The organism is Rhodococcus sp. PAE-6 (assembly GCF_025290685.1).
In the GTDB taxonomy this organism is placed as follows: domain Bacteria; phylum Actinomycetota; class Actinomycetes; order Mycobacteriales; family Mycobacteriaceae; genus Rhodococcus; species Rhodococcus pyridinivorans.
The window spans coordinates 426,489-450,358 of record NZ_JAOCLZ010000003.1 but is presented as its reverse complement, the minus strand read 5'-3'; the positions used below and the strand labels follow the sequence as shown (position 1 = coordinate 450,358).

Here is a 23,870-nt window from a genome sequence, read left to right as displayed (position 1 = left end):
AGATTTCGGGCGGGGCGGGACGCGATGGGGGCGTCCCGCCCCGCCCGAACCCTCGTGCGGTGAATATCCTTGTGGCCGAGGTGTTCCCGGCGGGACGGATCAGTGCATCCGATCGGAGCGCTTGCGTCCCGCGAGACCGCGCCACGCGAGGTTCTCGAGCAGATCCGCTGCCTGCTGCACATCGATCTCACCGCCGGCGATGCGATCGGCGACGGCCTCACCGGCACCGACGAGCGCGACGGCCATGATCGTGAAGTTCGTGTCGGGTTCCGGATCGCGCGTGCTCGATTCGAGCAGGTGCGCGGTGAGTTCGATCAGCCGGTCGCGGCTGCCCTGCACCTGGGGCGCGAAGGCCTGCTGCGACAGCGCCTGACGATAGAGGACCATCCACGACGGCCGGTGCTCGTCGACGAAGCCGAGGAACGACTCGAGCGCGACCCGCAGTTGTTCACGCGGGGCGAGGGTGGGGTCGCCCGCCGGTGTGAGTGCCTCGACGAACCGCTGCCCTTCGCGGGCGATACACGCCGCGAACAACTCGTCCTTCGACCCGTAGTACAGGTAGAGCATCGGCTTGGAGATCGACGCCCGCGCCGCGATGGCGTCCATGGATGTGTTGTGGAAACCGTGCTCGGAGAACACTTCGACGGCGGCGTCCAGCATCTGTTGCTCGCGGACCGCACGCGGCAGTCGCTTGGTTCCGCCCGCCATGACTCCTCCCGGACTCCTCGAATGAAGTTCTTACTCTACGGTAGGAAGCCTGCGGTCGAAGCAACCTGCGACATTTCAGCAGTCCAGAGCGCCCTTCGCGCGTGTCACGGTCCGTACCGACTCGTCGACCCATTCCGGTGAGAGCGTGCCCTCCGCGACGACCTGCTCGAGATGGTCGAGCACGGCGGGCACCTCGTCGGTGGTCAGCCACAGTGCCTGGTTCACGCCCGCCACCATCGCGGCCTCGACGGCCTCGGTGATGCCGTAGGTGTCGGTGATCGCGCGCATCCCCGACAGATCGTCGGTGAAGATCACGCCACCGAAGGCGGGGCCGCCGTAGGCACCCGAGCGGAGCAGGTCCACCGCTGCCGGGCTGATGCTCGCGGGCAGCCCGCCGGTCAGACCCGGCACGTCGAGGTGGCCGAGCATGACGCCCACCTCGGGCGAGACCAGGCTGCGGTACGGCACGAGATCGCTCTGCTGCAGTTGCTCGATCGGCGGGGTGGTCACGGCACCGGTGTGCGAATCACCGGAGGCCGAGCCGTGTCCCGGGAAGTGCTTGAGCACCGGCATGATGCCCGCGTCGATCAGTCCCCGCGCATAGGCGCCGGCGTACTGCGTGACGACCTCGGGATCGTCGGAGAACGAGCGGTCGCCGATGACGGAGTCGTCGGGCTGGCTGCTCACGTCGACGTCCGGCGCGAAGTCGACCGTGATGCCCAGCGACTTCAGTTCCTGTCCACGTTCGAACGCCATTCGGTAGGTCTCGTCGACCGTCATCGTCTGCGCCGTCACCCGCGCGGACGGATCGGGCCCGAACAGGTCGCCCACGCGCGACACGCGGCCGCCCTCCTCGTCGATCGTGACCATGAGCGGCAATGCGCTCCGCGCGGCCACCTGCGGCACGAGACGGTCGGTGAGCATCGACGCGTCGGTCCAGCTGCCGATGAAGATGCCACCGATCTGCTCGGATTCGACGACGGCCTGCGCGTCGGCGGCTCCGGTGACCCCGACGTTGAGCAACTGGGCGAGCTTCTGCCGCAGCGTCAACCGGGCGAGCAGATCGTCGCCGCAGGTCGCCGACGTCGCGGCCGCGGTCGCCTCGGTGGTCGTGGCGGTCGCTGTGGTGGACGAGGCGGGCGCGGTGTCGGACGTCGTCTCGACCGGGTCGTCGCCGCCCGAATCGGACGAACCGCATCCCGCGGTGGTGAGGGCGACCGCGAGCACGGCGGCGACAGTGTGACGGATCCGCATGGTGCCGACGGTAGCGGACGAACCTCGCGGATCCACAGCTCGAACCTCCCCCGGGGACGCTCCGGCGGGTTAAGGTGCACCCGAGCATCCGAATCCGACCCAGGGGGTACGCGGTGGGCGCAGATCTGATCCTCATCGCCTACGACGGTTCCGAGAACTCGAAGCGTGCCGTGCAGTATGCGGGTCGTTTCCTCGAGTCGTGCCGTGCCGTCGTCGTCACCGCCTGGGAGCCGATGGTCCGGCAGGCCGCCCGCATGTCCGGCCTGTCCGGTGTCATGCAACCCGACTGGGTGCCCGACGAGGACAGCGAGGACGTCGCCCTGTCCGACGCGCGCATCACCAACGACGAGGGGCTCGAGATGGCCCGCTCGGTGGGTCTGCACGCCGAGGGCCGCACCGTCGAGGTCGTCAACGCGGTGTGGTCGGCGATCATCGAGGCCGCCGACGAGCTGGACGTCGACATCATCGTCACCGGCACCCGCGGCACCACCGGTCTGCGGTCCCTGTTGCAGTCGTCGGTGGCCGATCACGTGCTCCGGCACAGTCACCGGCCGGTCCTGATCGTGCCGCCGGGTCGCTGACGCCCCGCACCGGGTCACCGGCGCCGGGTGCGGGCAGGGATATTGTCGATCCACCATGGACGGATTCCTGCTCTCGCGCACCGAACGCTCGGTGCACGCCACCGGCACCCGCCGGTTCTTCGACGACGTCCACTCCGCCACGCAGGCACTCCGCAGCGGTAAGGCGACGATCGTCGTCGGTGCACTGCCGTTCTCGCGGCACCGTCCGGTGGCCCTCGCGCAGCCCGACGACGTCGAGATCCTCGACGGCCCGTGGCAGGCCCCGCCCGACCTGTCGGACCTGCCGCCGGTGCGGATCTCCGCCGAACTGCCACTGCCCCGCGTGCACGTCGAGCGGGTGCGCCGGCTCGTGGAGCAGATGTCCCTCGGGGAGATGGAGAAGGTCGTCGCCGCCCGGCGGGTCGCCCTCGAGGCCGACGCACCGCTCGACCCGCTCGCTCTCGCGGCCCGCATGATCGAACGCCATCCCGACGCGGCGACGTACGCGCTGGATCTGAGCGCGGCGGGCGAACGCTATTGGGGTCACACGCTGGTCGGGGCGACGCCCGAACTGCTCGTGAGCCGCCGTGGCGAGACCGTCACGTGCCGTCCCCTCGCCGGGACCGCCGCGCGCCGGGCCGATCCGGACGAGGACCGCCGCGCCGGTGAGGATCTGCTGACCTCGGACAAGAACCTCACCGAGCACGGTTACGTCGTCGACTGGATCCGCACGCGACTGGCCCCGCTGTGCAGCGACCTCGACATCCCCGACAAGCCCGAGCTCACCGCGACACCCGATGTCTGGCATCTCGCCACGCCGATCACCGGCACCCTCCGCGACCCCGACACCGACGCGCTCACCCTCGCCCACGTTCTGCACCCCACCCCGGCCGTGGCGGGCACCCCCACCGAGGCCGCGCTGGACGTCATCTCCCGGGTCGAGGGCGACCGGCGCTTCTACGGCGGCGCGGTGGGCTGGTGCGACGAACAAGGCGACGGCGACTGGTTCGTCGCCATCCGGTGCGCGGAGCTCAGTTCCGACGGCCGACGCGCCGTGGCCTGGGCAGGAGGCGGCATCGTGGCCGACTCCGACCCCCTCGCCGAACTCGACGAGACCACCGCGAAACTGCGCACACTGCTCGGCGCACTGGGCGTCTAGCGCACCGCGGCGACGGTAAAGATCGACTCGGAGGCTCGCATCGTCCGCCACCGCCTTCCGGGGTGATAGTTTGACGCGGACCGATAGACAGCGTGGCGGCCGGCGATGACTGCCTGCGTCACTGGAGATGGGGAGACGGAATGGGGAAGTTCCTGGGACCGGGCCTGGGTAGCGTGGTCGTCGGTGCCGTACTCGGCGCCGTGGCGGTCTTCGGCGTAACGGCCGCTGTGCAGGAGAATTCGCGTCCTCAGATCGATCGCAGTGGCAACGCCGATTCGTCCCTCCTGAACCAGGTTGAGTACGGCAGCCGCTGACGGCGCCGGCAACGCTTCGAGTTCACGCACGTACCGAGGCGAGACGGAGCTCCCGTCCGCCGAACCGCTGTCCCGCCGGTGGCTGTACGCAGTCACCGCGGTGGCGGTGGTCCTGTCCTTCGCCCAGGTTCCGGGCCTGGTCGTCGCCGACACCAAGTACGACCTGACGCAGAACCCGATCGGATTCCTCACGCGCGCCGCTCACCAGTGGAGCAGTGTGGCGCCGCTCGGGCAGGTGCAGAACCAGGCGTACGGCTACTTCTTCCCGCACGGCTCGTTCTTCGCCGCGGGTCAACTGCTGCACATCCCCCCGTGGATCACCCAGCGGGTGTGGTGGGTGCTGCTGCTCGTCGCCGGATTCTGGGGTCTCGTCCGCCTCGCCGAAGCCCTCGGTATCGGGAGCCGTAGCTCCCGTCTGATCGCGGCGACGGTGTTCGTGCTGTCCCCGCGCGTCCTCACGACGCTCGGTTCCATCTCGTCGGAAGCACATCCGATGATGTTGGCGCCGTGGGTGCTGCTGCCGCTGGTGCGGTATCTGAACACGCAGAATCCGGGCTCGGCCCGCCGGCTCGCCGCGCAGTCCGCCGTGGCGGTGGCGCTCATGGGCGCGATCAACGCGGTCGCGACCGCCGCGGCCTGTCTCGTCGCGGCGCTGTGGTGGGCCGCGCACCGTCCGAACCGGCGCTGGTGGCACTTCACCCTGTGGTGGCTGCCGCTGTGCGTCGTCGCGGTGACCTGGTGGATGGTGCCGCTGCTGCTGCTCGGTCGCGTCAGTCCGCCCTTCCTCGACTTCATCGAATCGTCCGGTGTCACCACCGAATGGACGTCGCTCGCCGAGGTGCTGCGCGGCACCAGCAGCTGGACGCCCTTCGTCTCCCCCGAACGCATCGCGGGCGCCGTGCTCGTCACGCAACCGGCCGCGGTCCTCGTCACCGGCGCCCTGGCCGCGGCCGGTCTCGCCGGTCTCGCGATGCGGTCGATGCCCGCGCGCGGTCGTTTCACCCTGATCCTCGTGGTGGGTCTCGTCGGCATGGGCGTCGGTTACGTCGGCCAGCTCGACTCGCCGTTCGCCGAGCAGGTCCGGTTGTTCCTCGACACCGCCGGTGCGCCGCTGCGCAACGTCCACAAGCTCGAACCGCTCGTGCGACTGCCGATCGTGCTCGGGATCGCGCACCTACTGCGCGCCGTTCCTCTGCCCGGATCGGTGCCGTGGACGCGTGCCCGGAACGCCTTCGCGCATCCCGAACGCAATCCGATGGTCGCGGTGACGACGCTGATCCTCGTCGCGATGACGCTCGCGACCTCACTCGCGTGGACCGGGCGGCTCGCTCCGCGCGGCGCTTTCGACGAGGTCCCCGAGCACTGGCACGCCACGGCGGCCTGGCTCGAGGACAACACGAGCGAGCGCGGCGAACGCGCCCTCATCGTTCCCGGCGCGCCGTTCGGCAGCCAGATGTGGGGGCTCACCCGCGACGAACCGCTGCAGGCACTCGCATCGACGCCGTGGGCGGTGCGCGACGCCGTCCCGCTCGTGCCACCCGGCGCCATCCGTGCCCTCGACGCCGTGCAACGCGACATCGCCGACGGCCGCCCGTCCGTCGGTCTCGCCGCGACCCTGCGCGGTCAGGGCATCGGCTTCCTGGTGGTGCGCAACGACCTCGATCCCGACACCTCTCCCGCCGCGCGACCGGCACTCGTGCATCGCGCGCTCGACGGTTCGCCGGGCATCGAGCGGGTCGCCGAGTTCGGTGACGACATCGTCTTCGACAACCCCGACGACTTCGTCACCGACGCCGACCTGCGACCTGCCTATCCGGCCGTGGAGATCTACCGCGTCGCCGAACCCGCCGCGGCACCCGTCGGTCCCTACGTCGTGGACATCGCCGACGTGCCGGTCGTGCAGGGCGGCCCCGAAGCGCTGCTGCGCCGCAACACCGCGCAGCCCGAGTTCGTCGGTCCCACGCTCCTCGCCGCCGACGCGGCCCGCGCGGGTCTGCCCGTCGACGAGGTGACGGTCACCGACACCCCGACGGACCGCGAGACGGACTACGGGCAGGTCGACCATCATTCGTCGACGATCCGGACCGCCGACGACCCGCGTCGCACCCACAACGCCGTCCCCGACTATCCGGTGCCCGACACCGAACTCGTCCGGGCCGAATGGGAAGGCGCCCGCATCAGCGTGTCCAGCGCGGCGTCGGATGCCACCCAGCTCGGTGGCACGTCGGTCGCAAGCAGCCCGGCCGCGGTGGTCGACGGCGATCCGACGACCGGCTGGCACAGCAACGGACTCGAATCGGCGATCGGCCAGTGGCTGCAGCTCGACCTCGACCGGCCGATCGAAGCGGGTCTGCTGCACCTGACGACCAGCTCCGGTGCTCTCGGCGATCCCGTCAAGTGGCTCGAGGTGTCCACCGACCGGGGCAGCACGGCGGTGCGCGTCGACGAACCGGGACGCGAACAGACGGTCGCGCTGCCGCTGGGCACCACCTCGTGGATCCGCATCACGTCCGTGCACACCGAACGCGGCACGGTCGGCAACCAGTTCGGTCTCACCGAGGTGGTCGTCGAGGACTTCACCGACCGGAACGAACCACGCCCGATCGACATCCGTCGCCGCATCGTGGTGCCGGGCCCGGTCGAGGACGCCGCGGTACGCGGATGGCAGCTCGGCCAGGAATTCCCCGGCCGCGGCAGCTGCGTCGACACCGACGACCGTGTCCGTTGCGCGCGGGGACTCGCCACCTCCGCCGAGGAACCCGGCATGTTCACCCGCACCCTGGACGTGCCGCAGGAGACCTGGGTCCGCCCGGAACTGCTGCTGCGCGCGCGCCCCGGGCCGGCGCTCGAGGACCTCACGGACCGTTCGGATCGGGTCGTCGCGCGCGGTGACGCCGACGTCGTCGACCTGCATGGCTCGGCGTTCGCCCTCACCGACGGCGACCCGCGGACGTCGTGGACCGCGGAGGAGAGCTCGCTCGAAGCGGGTGCGCCGCGGCCGTCGCTCACGCTGGAGCTTCCTGAGGAACAACGCGTCACGGGATTGGAGATCAGGACGGCGCTGGGAGCGCTGCCGGTCGCGCCGTCGCGGGTCGCGGTGAATCTCGGCAACGGACCGCAGGTGCGCGAACTCGACGGTGACGACACGATCGTCGATCTGACCCCGCACGTCACGGACCGGATCGAACTCACCGTGGTGCACTGGCGCGACACCCTCGATCGCACAGTGCTGGGTTTCTCGAAACTCACCCCGCCCGGGCTCGCCGAGGTGTCGGTGCTCGGCGACGACGGGCCGATCGGGGCACAGGGATCCGTCTACGACGAGACGGTGACCGTCGACTGCGAGCGCGGACCCGTCGTGGAGATCGACGGACGCAGCTACCGCACGTCGCTCACCGCGCGGGTCGCCGATCTCGCGGCGGGCGTGGAGGTCCCCGCGACACTGTGCGGCACCGACGTCGTCGGCATGAACCCGGGCCGGGTCGACATCGACGTCGATCCCGGTGCGGCCTTCGTCGTCTCGGGCCTTCGGCTCGACGTCCCCGGTCCCGACGCGCCCGTCGCGGAGCCGACGGAACTCGACAAGGGCCGCTGGACGGAGAACCTGCGCGAAGTGATGGTTCCGGCGGGCGACGAGGACCGGCTCGTGGTGGTGCCCGAGAGCACGAACGTCGGCTGGGTGGCGCGCACCCCGGACGGTGCCGTGGCGACGCCGGTCGTCGTGGACGGCTGGCAGCAGGGCTGGATCGTGCCGGCCGGGCCGGAGCAGACGCTGACACTCGAGTTCGCGACCGACCGCTGGTACCGGCTCGGGATCTTCGGCGGGTTGCTGTTGCTCGTCCCGTTGTTCGCGGCGGCCGTGTGGCCGCGGCGGCGGGTCGAGGATCCGGGTCCGATGCCGCGCACCTGGGGTTCGTCGGTTCTCGCGCTGACCGGTGTGCTGGTCGCCGCGACGCTCCTCGCGGGATGGGCCGGTGCCGCCGTCGCGGTCGCCGGCGCGGTGGGGATCGGTGCGCTCGCGGTGCGCCGCGGCCCCGTCCTGGCGTCGCGTGTGCTCGTAGGCACCGCGGGTGGCGCGACGATGCTGGCGATGGCGCTGCTGTCCACCGGGCCGTGGCGATCACCCGACGGATATGTCGGGCACTCGTTCCTGATTCAGTTCGCGGCGCTCGTCGGCGTGGTCGCGGTGGGCCTGGCGGCGGTACCGCGCCGGGCCTTGTCCCAACGGTGGAAGGCGGCCCGCGCCGGCTCCTCGACGAGGGCGTAGCTGACGGACGCGACGGCCAGACTCAGCACGACCGTCACCGTCAGGACGAACCAGAAGTGCCCCGCAAAAGCCGGGATCCCGAAGACGGGGAAGACGATCGACAGCACCGCGAGATGCCAGATGAACACGCCGTACGACCAGCGTCCGACGGCCAGTGCGGCCGGGCTCGCCAGGACGCGGTGCTGGCGGCGCGGTGCGAGGGTCAGCGGGGCGAGCAGGGCGAAGCTCATGATCGCGCCCAGGGCGATCTTGGCGAGATATTCGGTGGGTGCGAGATCGGTGAGCGTCTCCGGTCCGGCCAGCGGGGTGGTGGCGGCAGCGAAGGCGGCGACGGCGATCGCTCCCATCACCGCGCGCCGCGCCGCGAACCGGTGCATCCACGTCTCGGGGCCGGTGACGAGTTCGGCGAGGATCATTCCCGCCGCGAACCAGGGCAGATAGCCGGGCAGCCAGTTGGTGTGGTTGATGTGGTCGGGGGTGCCGACCGGTAGCCACGCCCACAGCAGCGACAGTGCGCTCACGGCGAGCAGCAGCGGGACGCGGTAGCGGGCGGCGTCCCCGCGCAGCCCGCTCACCGCCAGCGCCAGCAGCGGCAGCACGAGATAGAAGGCGACCTCCACCGACAGACTCCACATCTGGGTGAGGCCCTCGGTGAGGGTCAGTGGGACGAACACTTGCACGAGCGCGAGATTCGACCACCACACCGTCGCGCCGCCGCCCGCGCCGGGCAGCAACCACAGCACCAGGATCACGACGGTCCAGTAGGCGGGGAGGATGCGGGTCGCGCGGGAGAGGAAGTAGCGGGTCGTCGAGGGGGACGGCCCGAGCGCGCGGGCCGCGGCGGCGTGCGGTCGCCACAGCAGGAAGCCGGACAGGGCGAAGAACAGGGCGACGGCGAGGTCGAACCGCGCCCACACCCGGCCGATCAGTGGGTCGTGCACCGCGCCGGTCTGGAACGCGACGTGGGTGATCAACACGCCCACTGCGGCGAAACCGCGCATTCCTTCGAGTGCCGGAAGGAATCCGCTCATGCTGCGGTTCCGGTCGGTGGTGGTGGTCATCGGGCACCAGTGTGCCGTGTCGCGGGGGCGGTGGACAGAGCAGGATCACCCGGCACGGGACGATCCCGGCAGCGACGAAGATCGACTACCGATCCGTCCCAGCGGCGAGCGAGCGCGCATATTGCCATACCGGGCTGTTAGTGTCTGAGCTCACGTGGTGTTCGCGGGCCGGATGCCAGGCGATCCGTGCAGCCCTGCTGCTGCCGGTGGGGGTACTCGATGACGACCGTTGAGTGAGGAGAAAGCATGGCTGAGCGTTCGAGCTCCGGCCGGATACTGGCAATGATTCTGGTGGGCCTGGGGGCCTTCCTCCTGGTGATCGCGATTCTCGTGCCGACGTACACGCTCGGGAAGCTGAGAACGACACCGCTCGATCTCGAGGTGACCACGGTCGCCGAAGGCACGGGCGACATCCTCAATTCCCGTCAGCTGCTCGCCGGCAACGCGCAGGTCGACCGCGACGTGCCGATCGTCGCGCAGCGCTTCGTCACCGTCGAGGATCCCTCGAACGCCGAGGTCATGACGCTGCAGGCAGGCCAGACCGTGCGACGACTCGACATGCAAGGGGACACGGGCCTGGTCTCGGCCGTCGTCGACCGTCTCACGATCGACCGGAAGACCTCCATGCCCGTCTCGGAGGAGGAGTTCCCGGAGCGCGTGAGCACGATCCAGGTGAGCGCCGACAAGCCGCCGGTGGAGATCGACAACCGCGCCGGACTGCAGTACAAGTTCCCGTTCGACGTCCAGCAGGAGTCGTACCCGTACTACGACATCAACGCTCGCGAGAACTTCCCCATCGACTTCGTCGGTGAGGAGGAGATCAACGGCATGAAGGTCTACCACTTCAGCCAGGAGATCGGGCCGATCGACCTCTCGAAGGCCGACCCCGAGGTCCCGACCTACAAGCTCAGCCTGCCCGCCTCCACCTGGGGTGTCGGTGAGGGCGACGAGCCGATCACGATGACCCGCTGGTACAACAACATCCGCGACCTGTGGGTCGACCCGGTCACCGGTGTCGTCGTCAAGGGCCAGGAGCAGCAGGACCAGTACTACGCCCGCGAGGCCGACAAGCCCGAGGTGACGGTCCTCAACGTGACACTGCCGTTCGACGAGGAGACGATCGAGTACCAGATCGGCCAGGCCAAGGACGGCCAGGACACCATCTCGCTGTTCGGCCGCACCCTGCCGATCATCCTCGGCATCCTCGGCGTCATTCTGCTGATCGTCGGCTTCGTGCTCGGCATCCGCGGTGGCGGCAACCGTCGTCCCGCCACCGCGACCGGCGGTCCCGCCCCGGCAGGCCCGGCCACGACCACGGTCGGCCCGGCGCATTCGGGCGGCGCGCGGCGCGATCACACCGAGGACCGCACCGAGGTCATCCCGCGCCAGACCGATCCGAACGCGCAGCAGCGTGATTGGACGACGGATCGAACGCAGGAGATCCCGCGCACCGATCTGCGGAAGCCTCCGACGCAGGAGTGATCGTCCGGTAGACGAACCGAGCCGCCCCTCACCGATCCCGGTGGGGGGCGGTGTCGTTCGCGGGTGACTCGTCGGTGGACGGGGTCGCCGCGTCGTCCGTGGACGACCGGGTCGCCCCAGCACCGCGCAGAGCGAGCACCGCGACCACCGCGGCCGTCGCGGCGGCCACACCGACAGCGACGGCGATGAACTGCCGCAGGGTCGACGCCACCGTGAACATCAGCACCGCCTCGAGGGCGAGGCCCACCCACGCGACGAGCGCGAGATGGGTACGTTCCCCGGCGATCGCCGACAGCAGCGCGCCCTGCAGGACGGCCAGACACGCGCCCTGCAGTGCGAACAGCCACAGCAGCGACTGCACCGGCCCGTAGGCGTCGCCGACCAGCATCGGGACGATCGGTGCGCAGATCGCCGCGCCGGCGACGAGCACCGCGCCGATCGCGACGAGGACGGTGAGCGCCGACCGCACCGCGGCCGCCGACTGGGCGGGATTCGCCATCCGCGGATAGAGCACCACACCGACCGCCTGCGGCAACCAGAAGGCGACCTTCGTCGCCACCGCCCCCAGCGCGTACAACCCGGCGGAATCGGGATCGAGCAGCATGCGGGCGAGCAGCAGGTCGAGCGACGTGAGCGCGATGAGGGCCAGCTGCACCTGGGAGGCACGCAGCACCGCCCCGGCGGTCGGGACCGGTTCCGTCCGTCCACCCGACGTCCGGCCCACGAGCACACTCGCGGCCAGCGCGACCGCACCCGTGCCGAGCGCCCCGGCGAACAGCGCGGCACCGGGGCCGCCTCCGACGGCGAGCACCGCCACGGCCGGCACCACTTTCGCGACGCCCGCGGCGGACAGGACGACGCTGAGCGCTGCGAACCTGCCCCGCCCCTGCAGCAGGCCCTGTTCGGCGGCGAGGAGGACGAGCAGCGGCGCGGTGACGAGCGACCCGAACGCCCCGCCGACACTCGTGTCGAGCGCCCACGCCACGACGGGCACGAGGAGCATCGCGACGACGATGGCGAGCACGGCGCAGCGGTAACCGAGACGACGCAGCGCCGCGGCGCCGGTGCCGTGCACGGCCTCCCGGGCGACGACCGTCTGCAACGCCAGTGCCGGCACGGCGAGGACGAGCTGCGCGGCGAGCAGGCTCGCGAACTCGCCGTATCCGGCGGGCCCGAGCCAGCGTCCCGCCGGCAGGTGCAACAGATAGGACGCGAGGTTCGCGGTCATCGCGCCGACCGTCACCAGTGTCATGCCGGTGACGGCGGTTCCCGTCGTCGAACCACGAGTGGTCTCGGTTCCCTCCGACGCGGGTCGGGGTGTTCGCGGCATCCGCTCATCCTCCCATCCGGAACGACACCGTATTCTGCCGCCATGTCCCGCCCGGAGTCGTCCCGCATGTCCACGACGGCGGCTCTCCCGGCGGTCTGGTCCCTCGTCCTGACGGTCGCGGTGCTCGGTCCGTTCCTCGTCTCCCCCGGCTACCTGGTCTTCCGCGACGCGGTGAGCACTCCCCGATCGTTCCTCACCGATTCTGCGCTCGGTCTGTCCGACGCCGCCGCCCGCGCGGTGCCGCAGGACGCCCTGCTGGCGTGGGTGAGCACCGTCGTCGACGGTGGTGTCGCGGTCACGGCGCTGCTCGTCGCGTCGTTGTGGGCGGCGGGATGGGGTGCGGCACGGCTGGTCGCGGTGGTGCTGCCGACGAGCGGAACCGGCGCCCGGCTCGTCGCGGCGACGGTCGCGATCTGGAATCCCTATGTCGCCGAGCGGCTGCTGCAGGGCCACTGGAGTCTGCTCGCCGGGTACGCCGCGCTGCCGTGGACGATCTGTGCGGCCGTCGCGATCCGGCGACGGAGACGCGGCGGCTGGGCGTCGCTGGCGGTCTGCCTGGCCGCTGCAGGGCTGACCCCGACCGGTGCCCTGCTGGCGATCGTGACGGCCTGCGCCGTCCTCGTCGCGCCCGGTGGGCGGACGCGGGTGCTGCCGCGCGTGGGCGGCGCACTCGCGCTGGGTGTCGCGGTGTCGTTGCCGTGGCTGATCGCGACGGCGCTCGCCGGTGGCGGTACCGAAGCGGACCCGGCCGGTGTGCGCGCCTTCGCCGCCCGGGCCGAACCACTGCTCGGCACGATCGGTTCGGTGGCAGGGCTCGGCGGGATCTGGAACGCCGAATCCGTCCCCACCTCGCGCACTACCGCATGGGCGCTGATGGGCACCTTGCTGCTGCTCACGGTGGTGGCGTGCGGGGTGCCGGCACTGTGGCGGCGACGTAGGAACTCCGTGATCGTCGCGGTCGCGGTGCCTGCCGTCCTTGCGGTGCTCGTCATCGCCCTCGCCGCGACCGGCCCGGGACTCGCCGTCGGCGAATGGGCGATGGTGAACGTGCCCGGCGCGGGACTGCTGCGCGACACCCAGAAGTGGGTCGCGTGGGCGATGCCCGCCTACGCGCTCGCCGCGGCGGCCGGCACGACCGTCCTCGCCCGGCGCTTCGTGGCGCCCGAACCGGTGTGGGCGGCGGCCGCGATCGCCGCCGTGCTGGTCGCGCTGCCCGACCTGGTGTGGGGTGTGGGCGGGCAACTGCAGCCCGTGCGCTATCCGTTGGGCTGGGAGAAGGTGTCGCAGATCGTCATGGCCGACGACGGCGACGTGGCGGTGCTGCCCGTGGGCATGTTCCGGGTCTTCGACTTCTCCGGGCCCGTACCGGTGCTCGATCCGTCCCCGCGCATGCTGCGCGCCGACGTCCTGCAGACCGGAACCCTGATCGTCGCCGAGGGCAGTGTCGCCGGGGAGGGTCGTCGCGCGGAGGACGTCGAAGCCCTGCTGCTGTCCGGCGCGGATCCGAGTGCGCTCGCCGCCCGCGGGGTGGGCTGGGTGCTCGTCGAGCACGGCACGCCGGGCGAACTCGGTGACGCGCAGAGCACGCTCGGAGCCCTCGAGACCGCTTATCAGGACGAGGATCTGAGCCTGTACCGGGTGGAGGGAGGCACTTCGACCCCGTCACCCCATCGCGCCCTGGCGATCGGGGCGCACGTCGTGTGGCTACTGGTACTGGCCGGCGGCGCTGGCTGCGCGCTCGGGCAGCGGGTCGGCGAGCGTCGACGGCTCGTCGGCGCGCGGGAACAGTCCTGAGACGGTGTGCCCGAAGGTCGTGACGGACAGGACCTCGTGCACGCCCTCTCCCGTGGCCTCCCACGAGAACTCGCCCGCGCGGATGCGGGCCTTGTTGCCGAGCTGACGACGACGGTCGGCGTCGGCGATCAGATCGGCGACGGCGGCGGTCAGTTCGGCGGGCGAGTCCACGAGCACACCGGTCACGCCGTCGATGATCGAGTCGGTCAATCCCTTGGAGCTGCGGTAACCGATGGTGGGCACACCGTGCTGGGCGGCCTCGACCACCGCCAGTCCCCACCCCTCCTTGCGCGAGGGCATCACGTGAATCCAAGCGCGGGAGAGCAATTCGTGCTTGCGCTGCTCGTCGACATGGCCGTGGAAGGTGACGGCGTCGCCGATGCCGAGTTCGGCGGCCGCATCGCGGAGGTTCTGCTCCCACCAGCCGCCGCCGATGACGTCGAGATGCAGACCCGGGACGGTGCCGCGCAGCGCCGCGACCGCGGCGAGGGCGTCCTCGATCTGCTTGTGCGGCACCAGCCTCGAGAGCACGCACACGCTCGGGTGGGCCGTGCGCGTGTCGTCGCCACCCACCGCGACACCGGCGGGAACGGCGTCGACACCGTTGCGGACCACCGCGATCCGCTCCCGGTCGACCCCGAGAGCGCGCAGTTCGTCGGCGGACGGAAGGGAGACGGTGAGGTACTGGTTGCGGTGGTGCACGCGCGGCGAGAGCGACGACTCGATCCACCAGCCGAGCTTGGCCATCAGCCTGCCCGCGACCGGCCACTGTTCGCGGTGGCAGTGGTGCACGAGCACCGTGACGGGCGCACCGGCGACGAGCCGGGCGAAGAACGGAATGCCGTTCTGGGTGTCGATGACGGCGTCGGGACGGATACCGGCGAGGGGGCCGACACCGAATCTGCCTGCGAGGATCGCGGCGAGCGCGCGCGGATAGACGGTGAGCCGTCCCCCGCCGCGGCTGACGGTGATGCCGTCGATCCGGTCTCGCTCGGCGGCTCCGGGATAGGAGGCAGTCCGCAGGACGACGCGGACGCCGCGCGCCGCGAGCTGCGCCCCGACCTGTTCGAGATACCGCTCGCTGCCACCACCCTGCGGATGTCCGCTATCGCGCCAGCAAAGCAGCAGAACCTCCCGCACGCGGTGACCCCCTGTATGTCGACTCGACCACCCGGCCGGGCAGATGTGACTCGGACGATGACAGGGACACAGTAGCGGGTGCCGGGCGGCAACAGGTGAGGGACGAGTGTGAGGCCCGCACTAAGGTGACTGGACGTGCCATCGACGACCCGACCCCGCACCGACGTGACCCGGCTGTTCGCCCGCCGCGCCACACTGCGCCGCTCCGTGGGGTTGCTCGGCAGCTTCCGGTTCGAGCAGACGGCACCCGAGAAGTTCTACGGCGGTCTCGCGCGCGACACCGTCGACCTCATCGGCGATCTCTACACGGGTCTGACCGGCGCCGATCTGACGGGCACCACGGTCGTCGACGTCGGCGGCGGACCGGGCTACTTCGCCGACGCGTTCACCGAGGTGGGTTCGCGCTACGTGCCGATCGAGCCCGACCCGTCGGAGATGCACGCCGCCGGCCTGCAGGTGGGCGGCGCGATCCGCGGCTCCGGCCTGGCGCTGCCGTTGCGCACCGGGTCGGTGGACGTGTGCTTCTCGTCGAACGTCGCCGAACACGTCGCGACGCCGTGGGTGATGGCCGACGAGATGCTGCGCGTCACGCGGCCCGGCGGACTGATGGTGCTGTCGTACACCCTGTGGTGGGGACCGTTCGGCGGGCACGAGACCGGTCCGTGGCACGCCTTCGGCGGCGAGTACGCGGCCCGGCGCTACGCTCGCAAGCACGGCAGGGAGCCGAAGAACCGGTACGGGGTGTCGCTGTTCGACGTGGGCGCGAGCGACGGTCTGCGCTGGGCACGTTCGACACCCGATGGCGAACTGCTCGCGGCCTTTCCCCGCTACCACCCGAGTTGGGCGTGGTGGCTCGTGGACGTGCCCGGCGTCCGGGAGTTCCTCGTCAGCAACCTGGTACTGGTCCTGCGCCGACGCTGACCCGTCGCTTAGTGTCGTCGCCATGACCGCATTGGCCCTGGACGTCGGCGGCACCAAGCTCGCCGCGGCCGTCGCCGCCGACGACGGCACCCCGCTCGAAGCCCGATCCGTGCCGGTTCCCCGGAAGGACGTGTGGGGCGCGTGCGCGGGACTGTTGCGGGAGGTCGCGGAGATCGGCGAGGGACCGGTGACCGCCGTGGGTATCGCCGCGGCAGGACCGGTCGACACGAACGCCGGGACGATCGGCCCGATCAACATCTCCGAGTGGAGCTCCGGCTTCGCACTCGTCGACGCCGTGCGTTCGGTGTTCCCCGACGCCCGCGTCGATCCGGTGATGGACGGCGCGGCCGCGACCCTCGCCGAACAGCGCTTCGGTGCCGGACGCGATGTCGCCGACCTGCTCGGGGTCGTGCTCGGCACCGGCATCGGCGGCGGTCTCGTGCTCGGCGGCCGGATCGTGCGCGGCCGCACCGGAAACGCCGGCCACATCGGGCACGTCGTCTCGCCCTACGGCACGACGGTGTGCGCGTGCGGAGGCGTCGGCTGCATCGAGACCGTGGCGAGCGGCCCGTCGGCGGTGCGCTGGGCCCGTGCCCACGGCTGGGAAGGACCCGACGGTGTCGCGCTGGCCACGGACGCCGAGGCCGGGGTCGGCGTCGCCGCCGCGGCCCTCGAACGGGCCGGGACGGCACTGGGCCAGGTCATCGCGTCGGCAGCAGCACTGACGGATGTGGGACGCGTGGTCGTCGGCGGCGGCTTCGCGCAATCGGGCGGGCACCTGTGGCGGCCGATGCTCGCGTCGGCGGCCCGGCACGCCCGCCTACGGTTCGTGCAGGACCTGCAGATCGTCCCCGCCGAACTCGGCGCACTGGGCACCCTCACCGGCGCATCGATCGTCGCCGCAGGTCACGACTGGATAACCTGACCGGGCACACCCGGTTTTCCGGCCTACCCTGAGGACCACATCGGAGTCCCGGCGGAAACCGGTGAGGGGCCGCCGGGATGCTCTGCGAGCAGATCGGCGGTACCGGATGCGGATTGCTGACATTGTGCGGAACAAGGGCTCGGCGGTGCACACGGTCGAGCCCGACACCACGGTGTGCGAGCTCATCGGCGACTTCGCGCGGTTCAACATCGGCGCGATGGTGGTGTGCGAGGGCAAGACCGTCGCCGGGATCGTCACCGAACGCGACGTCGTACGCGCCCTGCACGAACGCGGACCGTCGATCCTCGCCGCCCCGGCACACGAACTGATGTCGCGGACGGTGACGACCTGCCTGCCCACCGATTCGGTCGACAGTCTCGCCGAGACCATGACCGAACAACGGATCCGGCACCTACCGGTCGTGGTGGACGCTCGGCTGGTGGGGATCGTCAGTATCGGCGACGTGGTCAAGAGCCGCATCGACGAACTACAGACCGAACGCGACCAGCTCGCCTCCTACATCCACGATGGTGGCTAGAACTGATCAGTTCTCGCCGGTCGCGGCGTCGTCGGGAGCGGTGTCGCCGGTGGCACTCTCCTCTGCGGCACCGCCCTCGGTGGCGCTCGGGCGATCGAGGATGCTCACGCTCATCCCGTAGGGCAGGAACCGCACCGAGCGTCGCGGGTCGGTGTTGCCCTTGAGCGTGCGCAGCGCGTCGAGTTCGGTGCGATGGACCTGGTCGACGCGGGCCACGCCGTCGTCCTCGGTGGTGTAGACGACCCAGACGCCGTCGCCCTTCTCACCGGTGGTCTCGGGCCGCGGCTGCGTGCGCGTCGGCGCCACCGGCGGTTCGAGGAAGGAGAAGATACGGTCCTTCAGTTCCCGCAGTTCCTCACCGGCTTCCCGCACCACGCGGTCGAGATCTTCGGGGTCGAACCCGAACGGATTGTTCTCCGCCATGACATGTCTCCTGACCGTTGGGCACCCTCCAGTGTGGTGACGGTCGCCGATTCGCGCCACCCGGCTCCTCCCCCGCCCTACGGTGCAGTCGAGGGAGGAAGGAGACGTCCATGGTGAACGACACGGATCTGCAGCATCTGCGGCGGTGCGTCGAACTCGCGGAGGAGGCGGTCGCGGCAGGTGACGAGCCGTTCGGGTCGGTGCTCGTCGACGCGGACGGCACGGTCCTGGCCGAGGACCGCAACCGCATCGCCGGCGGCGACCGCACCCGGCATCCCGAGTTCGCGCTCGCGCGGTGGGCGGCCGAACATCTCGAACCCGACCGGCGTGCCACCGCCACCGTCTACACCTCCGGTGAGCACTGCCCGATGTGCGCGGCCGCACACGGCTGGGTGGGCCTGGGGCGGATCGTCTACGCGGCGTCCTCCGAGCAACTGGTCCGGTGGCTCGGCGAGATGGGCGTGCCGCCGGCACCGGTCCGTCCGCTGCCGATCCGCGAGGTCGTGCCGGAGGCCGTCGTCGACGGGCCCGTTCCCGAGTTCGAGCAGGAGATTCGGCTCCTGCACCGTCGCTGCCATCTCGGAGATCGAGCCTTCCCGTCCCGCCCGGTCTGGTCACCCCCTGGTCAATAGTTGTAACGTGTTCTAGTGTTCGAGGTCACACGAATGCGGCCGATACACGAGCACAGCCAGGTGAGGAAGCGACATGACCGACTACGACAAGTTGTTCATCGGCGGCCGATGGGTGGCACCGTCGACCGACGAGAGACTCGAGGTGTTCTCCCCCGCCACGGAAGAGCGCGTCGGTTCCGTGCCCGTCGCGGGACCGCAGGACATCGATGCCGCGGTGTCCGCCGCCCGCACGGCCTTCGACGAAGGCCCGTGGTCGCGCACCACCCCGAGCGAGCGCGCCGAGATCCTCGGCAAGGCAGCAAAGCTCATCGAGGAGCGTCGTGCGGAGATCGGCGCCTCGCTCACCGCGGAGATGGGCCAGCCGCCGGCCTCGGTCGAGATGATGCAGCTGACGTCGGGCCTGGCCACACTCGACTACTATGCGGGGCTTGCCGATTCGTTCCCGTGGACCGAGGAGCGCACCGGCCTGTTCGGTCGCAGCCGCGTCAGCCGCGAACCCGTCGGCGTCGTCGCCGCCGTCATCGCGTGGAACGTGCCGCTGTTCCTGATGCTCAACAAACTCGGACCCGCCCTGCTCGCCGGATGCACGGTGGTCCTCAAGCCCGCTCCCGAATCGCCGCTGACGACGAACGTCCTCGCCGAGATCTTCACGGAGGCAGGACTTCCCGAGGGCGTCCTCTCACTCGTGCCCGGCGGCGCCGAGACCGGCGAGTACCTGGTCTCGCACCCCCACGTCGACAAGATCACCTTCACCGGTTCGACGGCCGTGGGTCGTCACATCGGTGAGATCGCCGCGCGCGGACTCAAGCGCTGCTCACTCGAACTCGGCGGCAAGTCGGCAGCGATCATCCTCGAGGACGCCGACCTCGACTCGACGATGCCGATGCTGGTGATGTCCGGCCTGATGAACACCGGTCAGGCCTGCGTCGGGCAGACCCGCGTCCTCGCGCCGCGGTCGCGCTACGACGAGGTGATCGAGAAGATGACCGCGACCGCGGCCTTCTTCCCCGTCGGACTGCCCGATACCGAAGGCGCACAACTCGGTCCGCTGATCTCCGCGAAGCAGCGCGATCGCGTCGAGTCCTACATCGCCAAGGGCAAGGAGGAAGGCGCGCGTCTCGTGCTCGGCGGTGGTCGCCCCGAGGGCATCGAGACGGGCTACTTCGTCGAACCGACGATCTTCGCCGACGTCGACAACTCCATGACCATCGCCCGCGAGGAGATCTTCGGACCTGTCATCTGCGTGATTCCCTACGACAGCGTCGACGAGGCCGTGAAGATCGCCAACGATTCCGACTACGGCCTGGCCGGTTCGGTGTACACCACCGACGTCGAGAAGGGCCTCGAGATCGCCTCGCGCGTGCGCACCGGCACGTACGGAATCAACTGGTACGCATTCGATCCGGGTTCACCGTTCGGCGGCTACAAGAACTCCGGTATCGGCCGCGAGAACGGTCCCGAGGGCGTCGAGGCGTACTGCGAAACCAAGTCGGTGCTGTACCCGCTCGGTTACGAGGGCTGATCCCGGAAAAAGGGGAGGATATGTGCGTTCTCGACGGAGAACTCGCACATATCCTCCCCTCTTTCGTGTTTCGGGAGGACGCGACCTCAGATGTACATCGCGGGATCGATGTACGTCGTCGGATCCACGAGCGGTTCGTGCTTCTTGCGGGACCGGACGGTCGCGGGGATACCCGTTGCGATCGAATCCGCCGGCACGTCGTGGGTGACCACGGCGTTGGCGCCGATCGCGCTGTCGTCCCCGATCACCACCGGGCCGAGGACCTTCGCCCCCGCCCCGACGGTGACCCGGTTGCCCAGCGTCGGATGACGCTTTTCCTTCGCCAGCGACCGGCCGCCGAGCGTCACGCCGTGGTAGAGCATCACATCGTCGCCGATCTCGGCCGTCTCACCGATGACCACGCCCATGCCGTGGTCGATGAAGAAGCGCCGGCCGATGGTCGCGCCGGGGTGGATCTCGATGCCGGTGAGGAACCGGGTGAACTGCGCGAGGATCCGCGCAGGTCCCTTCAGGGCGGGCACCTGCCACATCCGGTTCGCGATGCGGTGCGACCAGATCGCGTGCAGCCCCGAATAGACGATGGCGTTCTCCGCGTCGCTGCGCGCGGCCGGATCGTGGCCGCGCGCCGACTGCAGATCCTCCCGGAGAGTGTGCAGGATACCCACGACGGCGATCAGTCCCGGATGTGCTCGAAGAGCGGGGTGGAGATGTAGCGCTCGCCGAAGTCGGGAACGACGACGACGATCAGCTTGCCGACGTTCTCCGGACGCTTCGCGATCTCGAGTGCGGCCCACACGTTGGCGCCGGCCGAGATGCCTCCGAGGATGCCCTCGTCGGTGCCCAGGCGGCGGGCGACCTCGATGGCGTCGTCGAACTTCACGTCGACGATCTCATCGTAGATCTCGCGGTCGAGGACCTCGGGCACGAAGTTCGCGCCGATGCCCTGGATCTTGTGGGGGCCGGGCTCACCGCCGGTGAGGATCGGCGAGTCGGCGGGCTCGACACCGACGACCTTCACGTCGGGCTTGCGGTCCTTGAGGGTGCGGCCGACACCGGTGAGCGTGCCACCCGTGCCGATGCCCGCGACGAAGATGTCGACGGCACCGTCGGTGTCGTTCCAGACCTCTTCACCGGTGGTGCGCTCGTGGATCTCCGGGTTGGCCGGGTTGCCGAACTGGCGGGCCAGGATGGCATTCTCGGTGTTCGCGACGATCTCCTCGGCCTTCGCGACGGCACCCTTCATGCCCTCGGAGCCGGGGGTGAGGACGATCTCGGCGCCGTAGGCGCGGAGCATCACGCGACGCTCGGTCGACATCGTCTCGGGCATCGTGAGGATGACCTTGTAGCCGCGCGCAGCGCCGACCATGGCGAGCGCGATACCGGTGTTGCCGGAGGTGCCCTCGACGATGGTGCCGCCGGGCTTCAGCTCACCGGACTTCTCGGCGGCGTCGACGATCGCGACACCGATGCGGTCCTTGACGCTGTTGGCCGGGTTGTAGAACTCGAGCTTCGCGGCGACGGTGGCGCCGGCTCCCTCGGTCAGACGGTTGAGCTTGACGATCGGGGTCCGTCCGACCAGCTCGGTGACGTTGTCGTAGATCCTGCTCATGCTCGATCCTCCTCATGGCCACACACGGCGGCTCGGGTCGCGGTCTCGGTCTATTGCACCATTTCGCCGTCATCGGACGACTCGGCGGGCCCATCGATGTACGAACGTATCCGTACGCCGTCGTTATTCCCCGGCGAGTCGGCGTGTCGTCGCCCGGCCCGGCCTCGACGGGTTCGTGCCCCGCGAGATTTCGGACCGGCTCGACCGGGTTTGCCCGGCCACCGAGCACGGGTAGCCGACCATATGAGTCGTCACGATCTTCCCGTCCCCGATTACGACGAACTGGCGCCGGGCACGCTCGCGCCGAGGATCCGTGCACTCGACGAAGCACAGTGGACGATCACCCCCCGCTACGGCACGGTGTCGCCGAACAGACGCCGAAACGCGGAAGACCCTGACTAGACCGAACACCGAACACCGAGTACCGGACACCGACCCGAGCATCCGAGCAAGGAGACGACCGTGGTCGACTTCAACAGAGTCGTGCAGAACGCGAGTCGAGTCGTGGAGAACGCGAACAGGGCGATCGACGACGCCGGTCGCTCGGTGGGCGGATTCGTCCGGCGCGCCGTCGACCGGCCCGTCGACGCTCGGAAACCGCAGACGGTGACCGTCGCGGCTCCGCGCGCACAGGTCATGCAGTTCTGGCGCGATCCCGAGAACCTGAGCAGAGTCTTCGGCGACCACGTCCGGGTGGAGACGGTCGAAGCGAACCGGCTGCGCTGGACCTGGGAGAGCCCCGGCGGGACGACGACCTGGGACACCCGCGTCGACGTCACCTCGGAAGGACTCGCGTTCGTCGGCGAGGACGACGCGGACACCCCGGGTCCGCGCGTAGTGCTCGCGGTGTCCGACGCGCCCCGGGGCGGCACCGAGATGACCCTGCGCGCCGAGGTTCCCGTCCCCGATCTCGTCACCGGCGCCCTGACCTTCACTGCGCTCTACCGTGCGCGGGCTCTCATGCAGACCGGTGAGATCCCCACCCTGCAGGGCAGTCCGAGTGCCCGTGAATCGGAAGGAGACGCGTGATGCGAGCCCTGTGCTGGATGGGGGTGAACGAGTTGTCGGTGGAGACGGTCGACGATCCCGGCCTGGTCAACCCGCACGACGTGATCGTGGGGGTCCGCCTCACCACGACCTGCGGGTCCGATCTGCACTTCCTCGGCGGGTACCTGCCGGGGATGCGGGAGGGCGACGTGATCGGCCACGAGTTCATGGGCGAGATCGTCGACACCGGCCCGGAGGTGACGAACGTGCGGGTCGGCGACCGGGTGGTCGTGCCGTCGTTCATCGGATGCGGGAAGTGCCCGTACTGCGCCGACGGCCTGCACGCGGTGTGCGACACCACCAACCCGAACGCCGCGATGCAGCAACCCGTGCTGGGCTATCCCACCGGCGGAATCTACGGCTACACCCATCCCTTCGGCGGGTACCAGGGTTCGCACGCCGAGTACATCCGCGTGCCCTTCGGCGACGTCAACTGCTTCCAGATCCCCGACGGTGTCGGCGACGAACAGGCCCTGTTCCTGTCGGACGCGGTACCGACGGGCTACATGGGCGCCGACTTCTGCGACATCACCCCGGGCGACACCGTGGCGGTCTGGGGCGCCGGCGCCGTCGGTCTCATGGCCGCGGCAAGCGCGAAGATCATGGGCGCCGACAGGGTGATCGTGATCGACCGTTTCCGAGACCGCCTCGACCGCGCCGCGAAGAAGGTCGGCGCCGAAACCGTGGACTACGCCGAGGTCGACAGCGTCTACGAGACGCTCCGCGAGAGCACCGGCGGACGCGGACCGGACGCCTGCATCGACGCTGTGGGCATGGAGGGTCACGAAACGGGCGTCATGCAGGCCTACGACAAGGTCAAGCAGGCGCTGCGGATGGAGAGCGACCGCGCGACCTCCCTGCGCGAGGCGATCCTGTCCTGCGGCAAGGGCGGAGTCGTGTCGGTGCTCGGCATCTACGGTGTCACCGACAAGTTCCCGATGGCGGTGCTGACGAACAAGAGCTTGACCCTGCGGACGGCGCAGCAACACGGCCAGCGGTACATGCCCACCCTGTTCGAACACGTCCTCGAGAGCAGGTTGGACCCGAGTTGGCTCATGACGCACGACCTTCCGCTCACCGACGCGGTACGCGGCTACGAGATGTTCGAGAACAAGGAGGACGACTGCCTGCGCGCGGTCTTCCGCCCCTAGGTCGTCACCGGTCGGATTTCTTCAATACGAGCG

Annotated in this window: 21 protein-coding genes; 13 read left to right on the top strand and 8 right to left on the bottom strand. The window is 70.1% G+C overall.

Annotation, left to right across the window (positions count from 1 at the left end; translation table 11 throughout):
• Positions 1-99: 99 nt before the first annotated feature.
• Entirely contained in the window at positions 100-708 is a 609-nt protein-coding gene (locus NVV99_RS10005; protein WP_024102045.1) for a TetR/AcrR family transcriptional regulator, read from the bottom strand.
• A 75-nt stretch (positions 709-783) separates the two neighbouring features.
• Positions 784-1,962 (bottom strand): glycoside hydrolase family 3 N-terminal domain-containing protein, encoded by a 1,179-nt coding sequence (locus NVV99_RS10000; protein WP_024102046.1) that lies wholly within the window; start codon positions 1,960-1,962, stop codon positions 784-786.
• A 113-nt stretch (positions 1,963-2,075) separates the two neighbouring features.
• Between NVV99_RS10000 and NVV99_RS09995 the strand changes: the two genes are divergently transcribed.
• The 4 genes from NVV99_RS09995 (at position 2,076) to NVV99_RS09980 (ending at position 8,262) form a co-directional block, all read left to right on the top strand.
• Positions 2,076-2,543 (top strand): universal stress protein, encoded by a 468-nt coding sequence (locus NVV99_RS09995; protein WP_019290888.1) that lies wholly within the window; start codon positions 2,076-2,078, stop codon positions 2,541-2,543.
• A 55-nt stretch (positions 2,544-2,598) separates the two neighbouring features.
• On the top strand, positions 2,599-3,681 hold the full coding sequence (locus tag NVV99_RS09990) for an isochorismate synthase MenF (RefSeq protein WP_006552671.1): 1,083 nt from the start codon (positions 2,599-2,601) through the stop codon (positions 3,679-3,681).
• A gap of 140 nt (positions 3,682-3,821) precedes the next feature.
• Positions 3,822-3,995: a DUF2613 domain-containing protein gene (locus NVV99_RS09985; protein ID WP_006552672.1), complete on the top strand. Its 174-nt coding sequence runs from the start codon at positions 3,822-3,824 to the stop codon at positions 3,993-3,995.
• Entirely contained in the window at positions 3,976-8,262 is a 4,287-nt protein-coding gene (locus tag NVV99_RS09980) for an alpha-(1->3)-arabinofuranosyltransferase (RefSeq protein ID WP_260782826.1), read from the top strand. Before NVV99_RS09985 ends, NVV99_RS09980 begins: the two co-directional genes overlap by 20 nt.
• Here the strand turns inward: NVV99_RS09980 and NVV99_RS09975 are convergent.
• On the bottom strand, positions 8,151-9,323 hold the full coding sequence (locus NVV99_RS09975; RefSeq protein ID WP_024102048.1) for an acyltransferase: 1,173 nt from the start codon (positions 9,321-9,323) through the stop codon (positions 8,151-8,153). The genes NVV99_RS09980 and NVV99_RS09975 overlap by 112 nt on opposite strands.
• 246 nt (positions 9,324-9,569) lie before the next feature.
• On the opposite strand from NVV99_RS09975, the gene NVV99_RS09970 reads away from it, so the two are divergent.
• Complete coding sequence (locus NVV99_RS09970; protein WP_260782825.1) at positions 9,570-10,805, top strand: DUF3068 domain-containing protein; 1,236 nt, start codon at positions 9,570-9,572, stop codon at positions 10,803-10,805.
• A 28-nt stretch (positions 10,806-10,833) separates the two neighbouring features.
• Here the strand turns inward: NVV99_RS09970 and NVV99_RS09965 are convergent, their stop codons facing one another.
• Positions 10,834-12,057: a xylose transporter gene (locus NVV99_RS09965; RefSeq protein WP_024102050.1), complete on the bottom strand. Its 1,224-nt coding sequence runs from the start codon at positions 12,055-12,057 to the stop codon at positions 10,834-10,836.
• A gap of 120 nt (positions 12,058-12,177) precedes the next feature.
• On the opposite strand from NVV99_RS09965, the gene NVV99_RS09960 reads away from it, so the two are divergent.
• On the top strand, positions 12,178-13,929 hold the full coding sequence (locus tag NVV99_RS09960; RefSeq protein ID WP_260782824.1) for a hypothetical protein: 1,752 nt from the start codon (positions 12,178-12,180) through the stop codon (positions 13,927-13,929).
• Here NVV99_RS09960 and NVV99_RS09955 read toward each other — a convergent pair.
• Positions 13,840-15,069, bottom strand: a complete 1,230-nt coding sequence (locus NVV99_RS09955; protein ID WP_019290883.1) for a glycosyltransferase family 4 protein — start codon at positions 15,067-15,069, stop codon at positions 13,840-13,842. The two genes, NVV99_RS09960 and NVV99_RS09955, sit on opposite strands and share 90 nt — an antisense overlap.
• A 165-nt stretch (positions 15,070-15,234) precedes the next feature.
• Here NVV99_RS09955 and NVV99_RS09950 point away from each other — a divergent pair, with 165 nt between their 5' ends.
• The 3 genes from NVV99_RS09950 to NVV99_RS09940 all read left to right on the top strand — a co-directional run bounded on the left by NVV99_RS09950 (position 15,235) and on the right by NVV99_RS09940 (position 17,453).
• Positions 15,235-15,990: a class I SAM-dependent methyltransferase gene (locus tag NVV99_RS09950; protein WP_260782875.1), complete on the top strand. Its 756-nt coding sequence runs from the start codon at positions 15,235-15,237 to the stop codon at positions 15,988-15,990.
• Positions 15,991-16,012: 22 nt separating this feature from the next.
• Positions 16,013-16,915 carry an ROK family protein gene (locus NVV99_RS09945; protein WP_006552682.1) on the top strand — a complete coding sequence of 301 codons (903 nt, stop codon included), beginning with the start codon at positions 16,013-16,015 and terminating at the stop codon, positions 16,913-16,915.
• 106 nt (positions 16,916-17,021) lie between these two features.
• Positions 17,022-17,453, top strand: a complete 432-nt coding sequence (locus NVV99_RS09940) for a CBS domain-containing protein (protein ID WP_024102052.1) — start codon at positions 17,022-17,024, stop codon at positions 17,451-17,453.
• A 6-nt stretch (positions 17,454-17,459) separates the two neighbouring features.
• On the opposite strand, the gene NVV99_RS09935 is transcribed toward NVV99_RS09940, so the two are convergent.
• Entirely contained in the window at positions 17,460-17,876 is a 417-nt protein-coding gene (locus NVV99_RS09935) for a hypothetical protein (protein WP_006552684.1), read from the bottom strand.
• Between the two features lie 110 nt (positions 17,877-17,986).
• Between NVV99_RS09935 and NVV99_RS09930 the strand changes: the two genes are divergently transcribed.
• Both NVV99_RS09930 and NVV99_RS09925 read left to right on the top strand, forming a co-directional pair.
• On the top strand, positions 17,987-18,508 hold the full coding sequence (locus NVV99_RS09930; protein ID WP_064256136.1) for a nucleoside deaminase: 522 nt from the start codon (positions 17,987-17,989) through the stop codon (positions 18,506-18,508).
• Positions 18,509-18,581: 73 nt separating this feature from the next.
• Positions 18,582-20,030 (top strand): aldehyde dehydrogenase, encoded by a 1,449-nt coding sequence (locus NVV99_RS09925; RefSeq protein WP_260782823.1) that lies wholly within the window; start codon positions 18,582-18,584, stop codon positions 20,028-20,030.
• Between the two features lie 86 nt (positions 20,031-20,116).
• On the opposite strand, the gene epsC is transcribed toward NVV99_RS09925, so the two are convergent.
• The gene (gene epsC / locus NVV99_RS09920) at positions 20,117-20,695 is read right to left on the bottom strand and encodes a serine O-acetyltransferase EpsC (protein ID WP_248690649.1); all 579 of its coding nucleotides are present in this window, start codon (positions 20,693-20,695) and stop codon (positions 20,117-20,119) included.
• A gap of 8 nt (positions 20,696-20,703) precedes the next feature.
• Positions 20,704-21,639 carry a cysteine synthase A gene (gene cysK, locus NVV99_RS09915; RefSeq protein ID WP_024102055.1) on the bottom strand — a complete coding sequence of 312 codons (936 nt, stop codon included), beginning with the start codon at positions 21,637-21,639 and terminating at the stop codon, positions 20,704-20,706.
• A gap of 462 nt (positions 21,640-22,101) precedes the next feature.
• Between cysK and NVV99_RS09910 the strand changes: the two genes are divergently transcribed.
• Positions 22,102-22,668 carry an SRPBCC family protein gene (locus tag NVV99_RS09910; protein WP_019290874.1) on the top strand — a complete coding sequence of 189 codons (567 nt, stop codon included), beginning with the start codon at positions 22,102-22,104 and terminating at the stop codon, positions 22,666-22,668.
• Positions 22,668-23,837, top strand: coding sequence for a zinc-dependent alcohol dehydrogenase (locus tag NVV99_RS09905; protein WP_260782874.1), 1,170 nt, complete (start codon positions 22,668-22,670; stop codon positions 23,835-23,837). The genes NVV99_RS09910 and NVV99_RS09905 overlap by 1 nt, the downstream gene beginning before the upstream one ends.
• Positions 23,838-23,870 lie beyond the last annotated feature (33 nt).

Excerpts from the sequence above, each read along its gene's own strand:
- NVV99_RS09990 (WP_006552671.1), top strand. The coding sequence starts at position 2,599 with ATGGACGGATTCCTGCTCTCGCGCACCGAACGCTCGGTGCACGCCACC.
- NVV99_RS09905 (WP_260782874.1), top strand. The coding sequence starts at position 22,668 with ATGCGAGCCCTGTGCTGGATGGGGGTGAACGAGTTGTCGGTGGAGACG.
- NVV99_RS09945 (WP_006552682.1), top strand. The coding sequence starts at position 16,013 with ATGACCGCATTGGCCCTGGACGTCGGCGGCACCAAGCTCGCCGCGGCC.
- NVV99_RS09985 (WP_006552672.1), top strand. The coding sequence starts at position 3,822 with ATGGGGAAGTTCCTGGGACCGGGCCTGGGTAGCGTGGTCGTCGGTGCC.
- NVV99_RS09965 (WP_024102050.1), bottom strand. The coding sequence starts at position 12,057 with ATGACACTGGTGACGGTCGGCGCGATGACCGCGAACCTCGCGTCCTAT.
- NVV99_RS09975 (WP_024102048.1), bottom strand. The coding sequence starts at position 9,323 with ATGACCACCACCACCGACCGGAACCGCAGCATGAGCGGATTCCTTCCG.
- NVV99_RS09925 (WP_260782823.1), top strand. The coding sequence starts at position 18,582 with ATGACCGACTACGACAAGTTGTTCATCGGCGGCCGATGGGTGGCACCG.
- NVV99_RS09940 (WP_024102052.1), top strand. The coding sequence starts at position 17,022 with ATGCGGATTGCTGACATTGTGCGGAACAAGGGCTCGGCGGTGCACACG.
- NVV99_RS09935 (WP_006552684.1), bottom strand. The coding sequence starts at position 17,876 with ATGGCGGAGAACAATCCGTTCGGGTTCGACCCCGAAGATCTCGACCGC.
- NVV99_RS09930 (WP_064256136.1), top strand. The coding sequence starts at position 17,987 with ATGGTGAACGACACGGATCTGCAGCATCTGCGGCGGTGCGTCGAACTC.
- NVV99_RS10000 (WP_024102046.1), bottom strand. The coding sequence starts at position 1,962 with ATGCGGATCCGTCACACTGTCGCCGCCGTGCTCGCGGTCGCCCTCACC.
- cysK (WP_024102055.1), bottom strand. The coding sequence starts at position 21,639 with ATGAGCAGGATCTACGACAACGTCACCGAGCTGGTCGGACGGACCCCG.
- NVV99_RS09960 (WP_260782824.1), top strand. The coding sequence starts at position 12,178 with ATGTCCCGCCCGGAGTCGTCCCGCATGTCCACGACGGCGGCTCTCCCG.
- NVV99_RS09970 (WP_260782825.1), top strand. The coding sequence starts at position 9,570 with ATGGCTGAGCGTTCGAGCTCCGGCCGGATACTGGCAATGATTCTGGTG.
- NVV99_RS10005 (WP_024102045.1), bottom strand. The coding sequence starts at position 708 with ATGGCGGGCGGAACCAAGCGACTGCCGCGTGCGGTCCGCGAGCAACAG.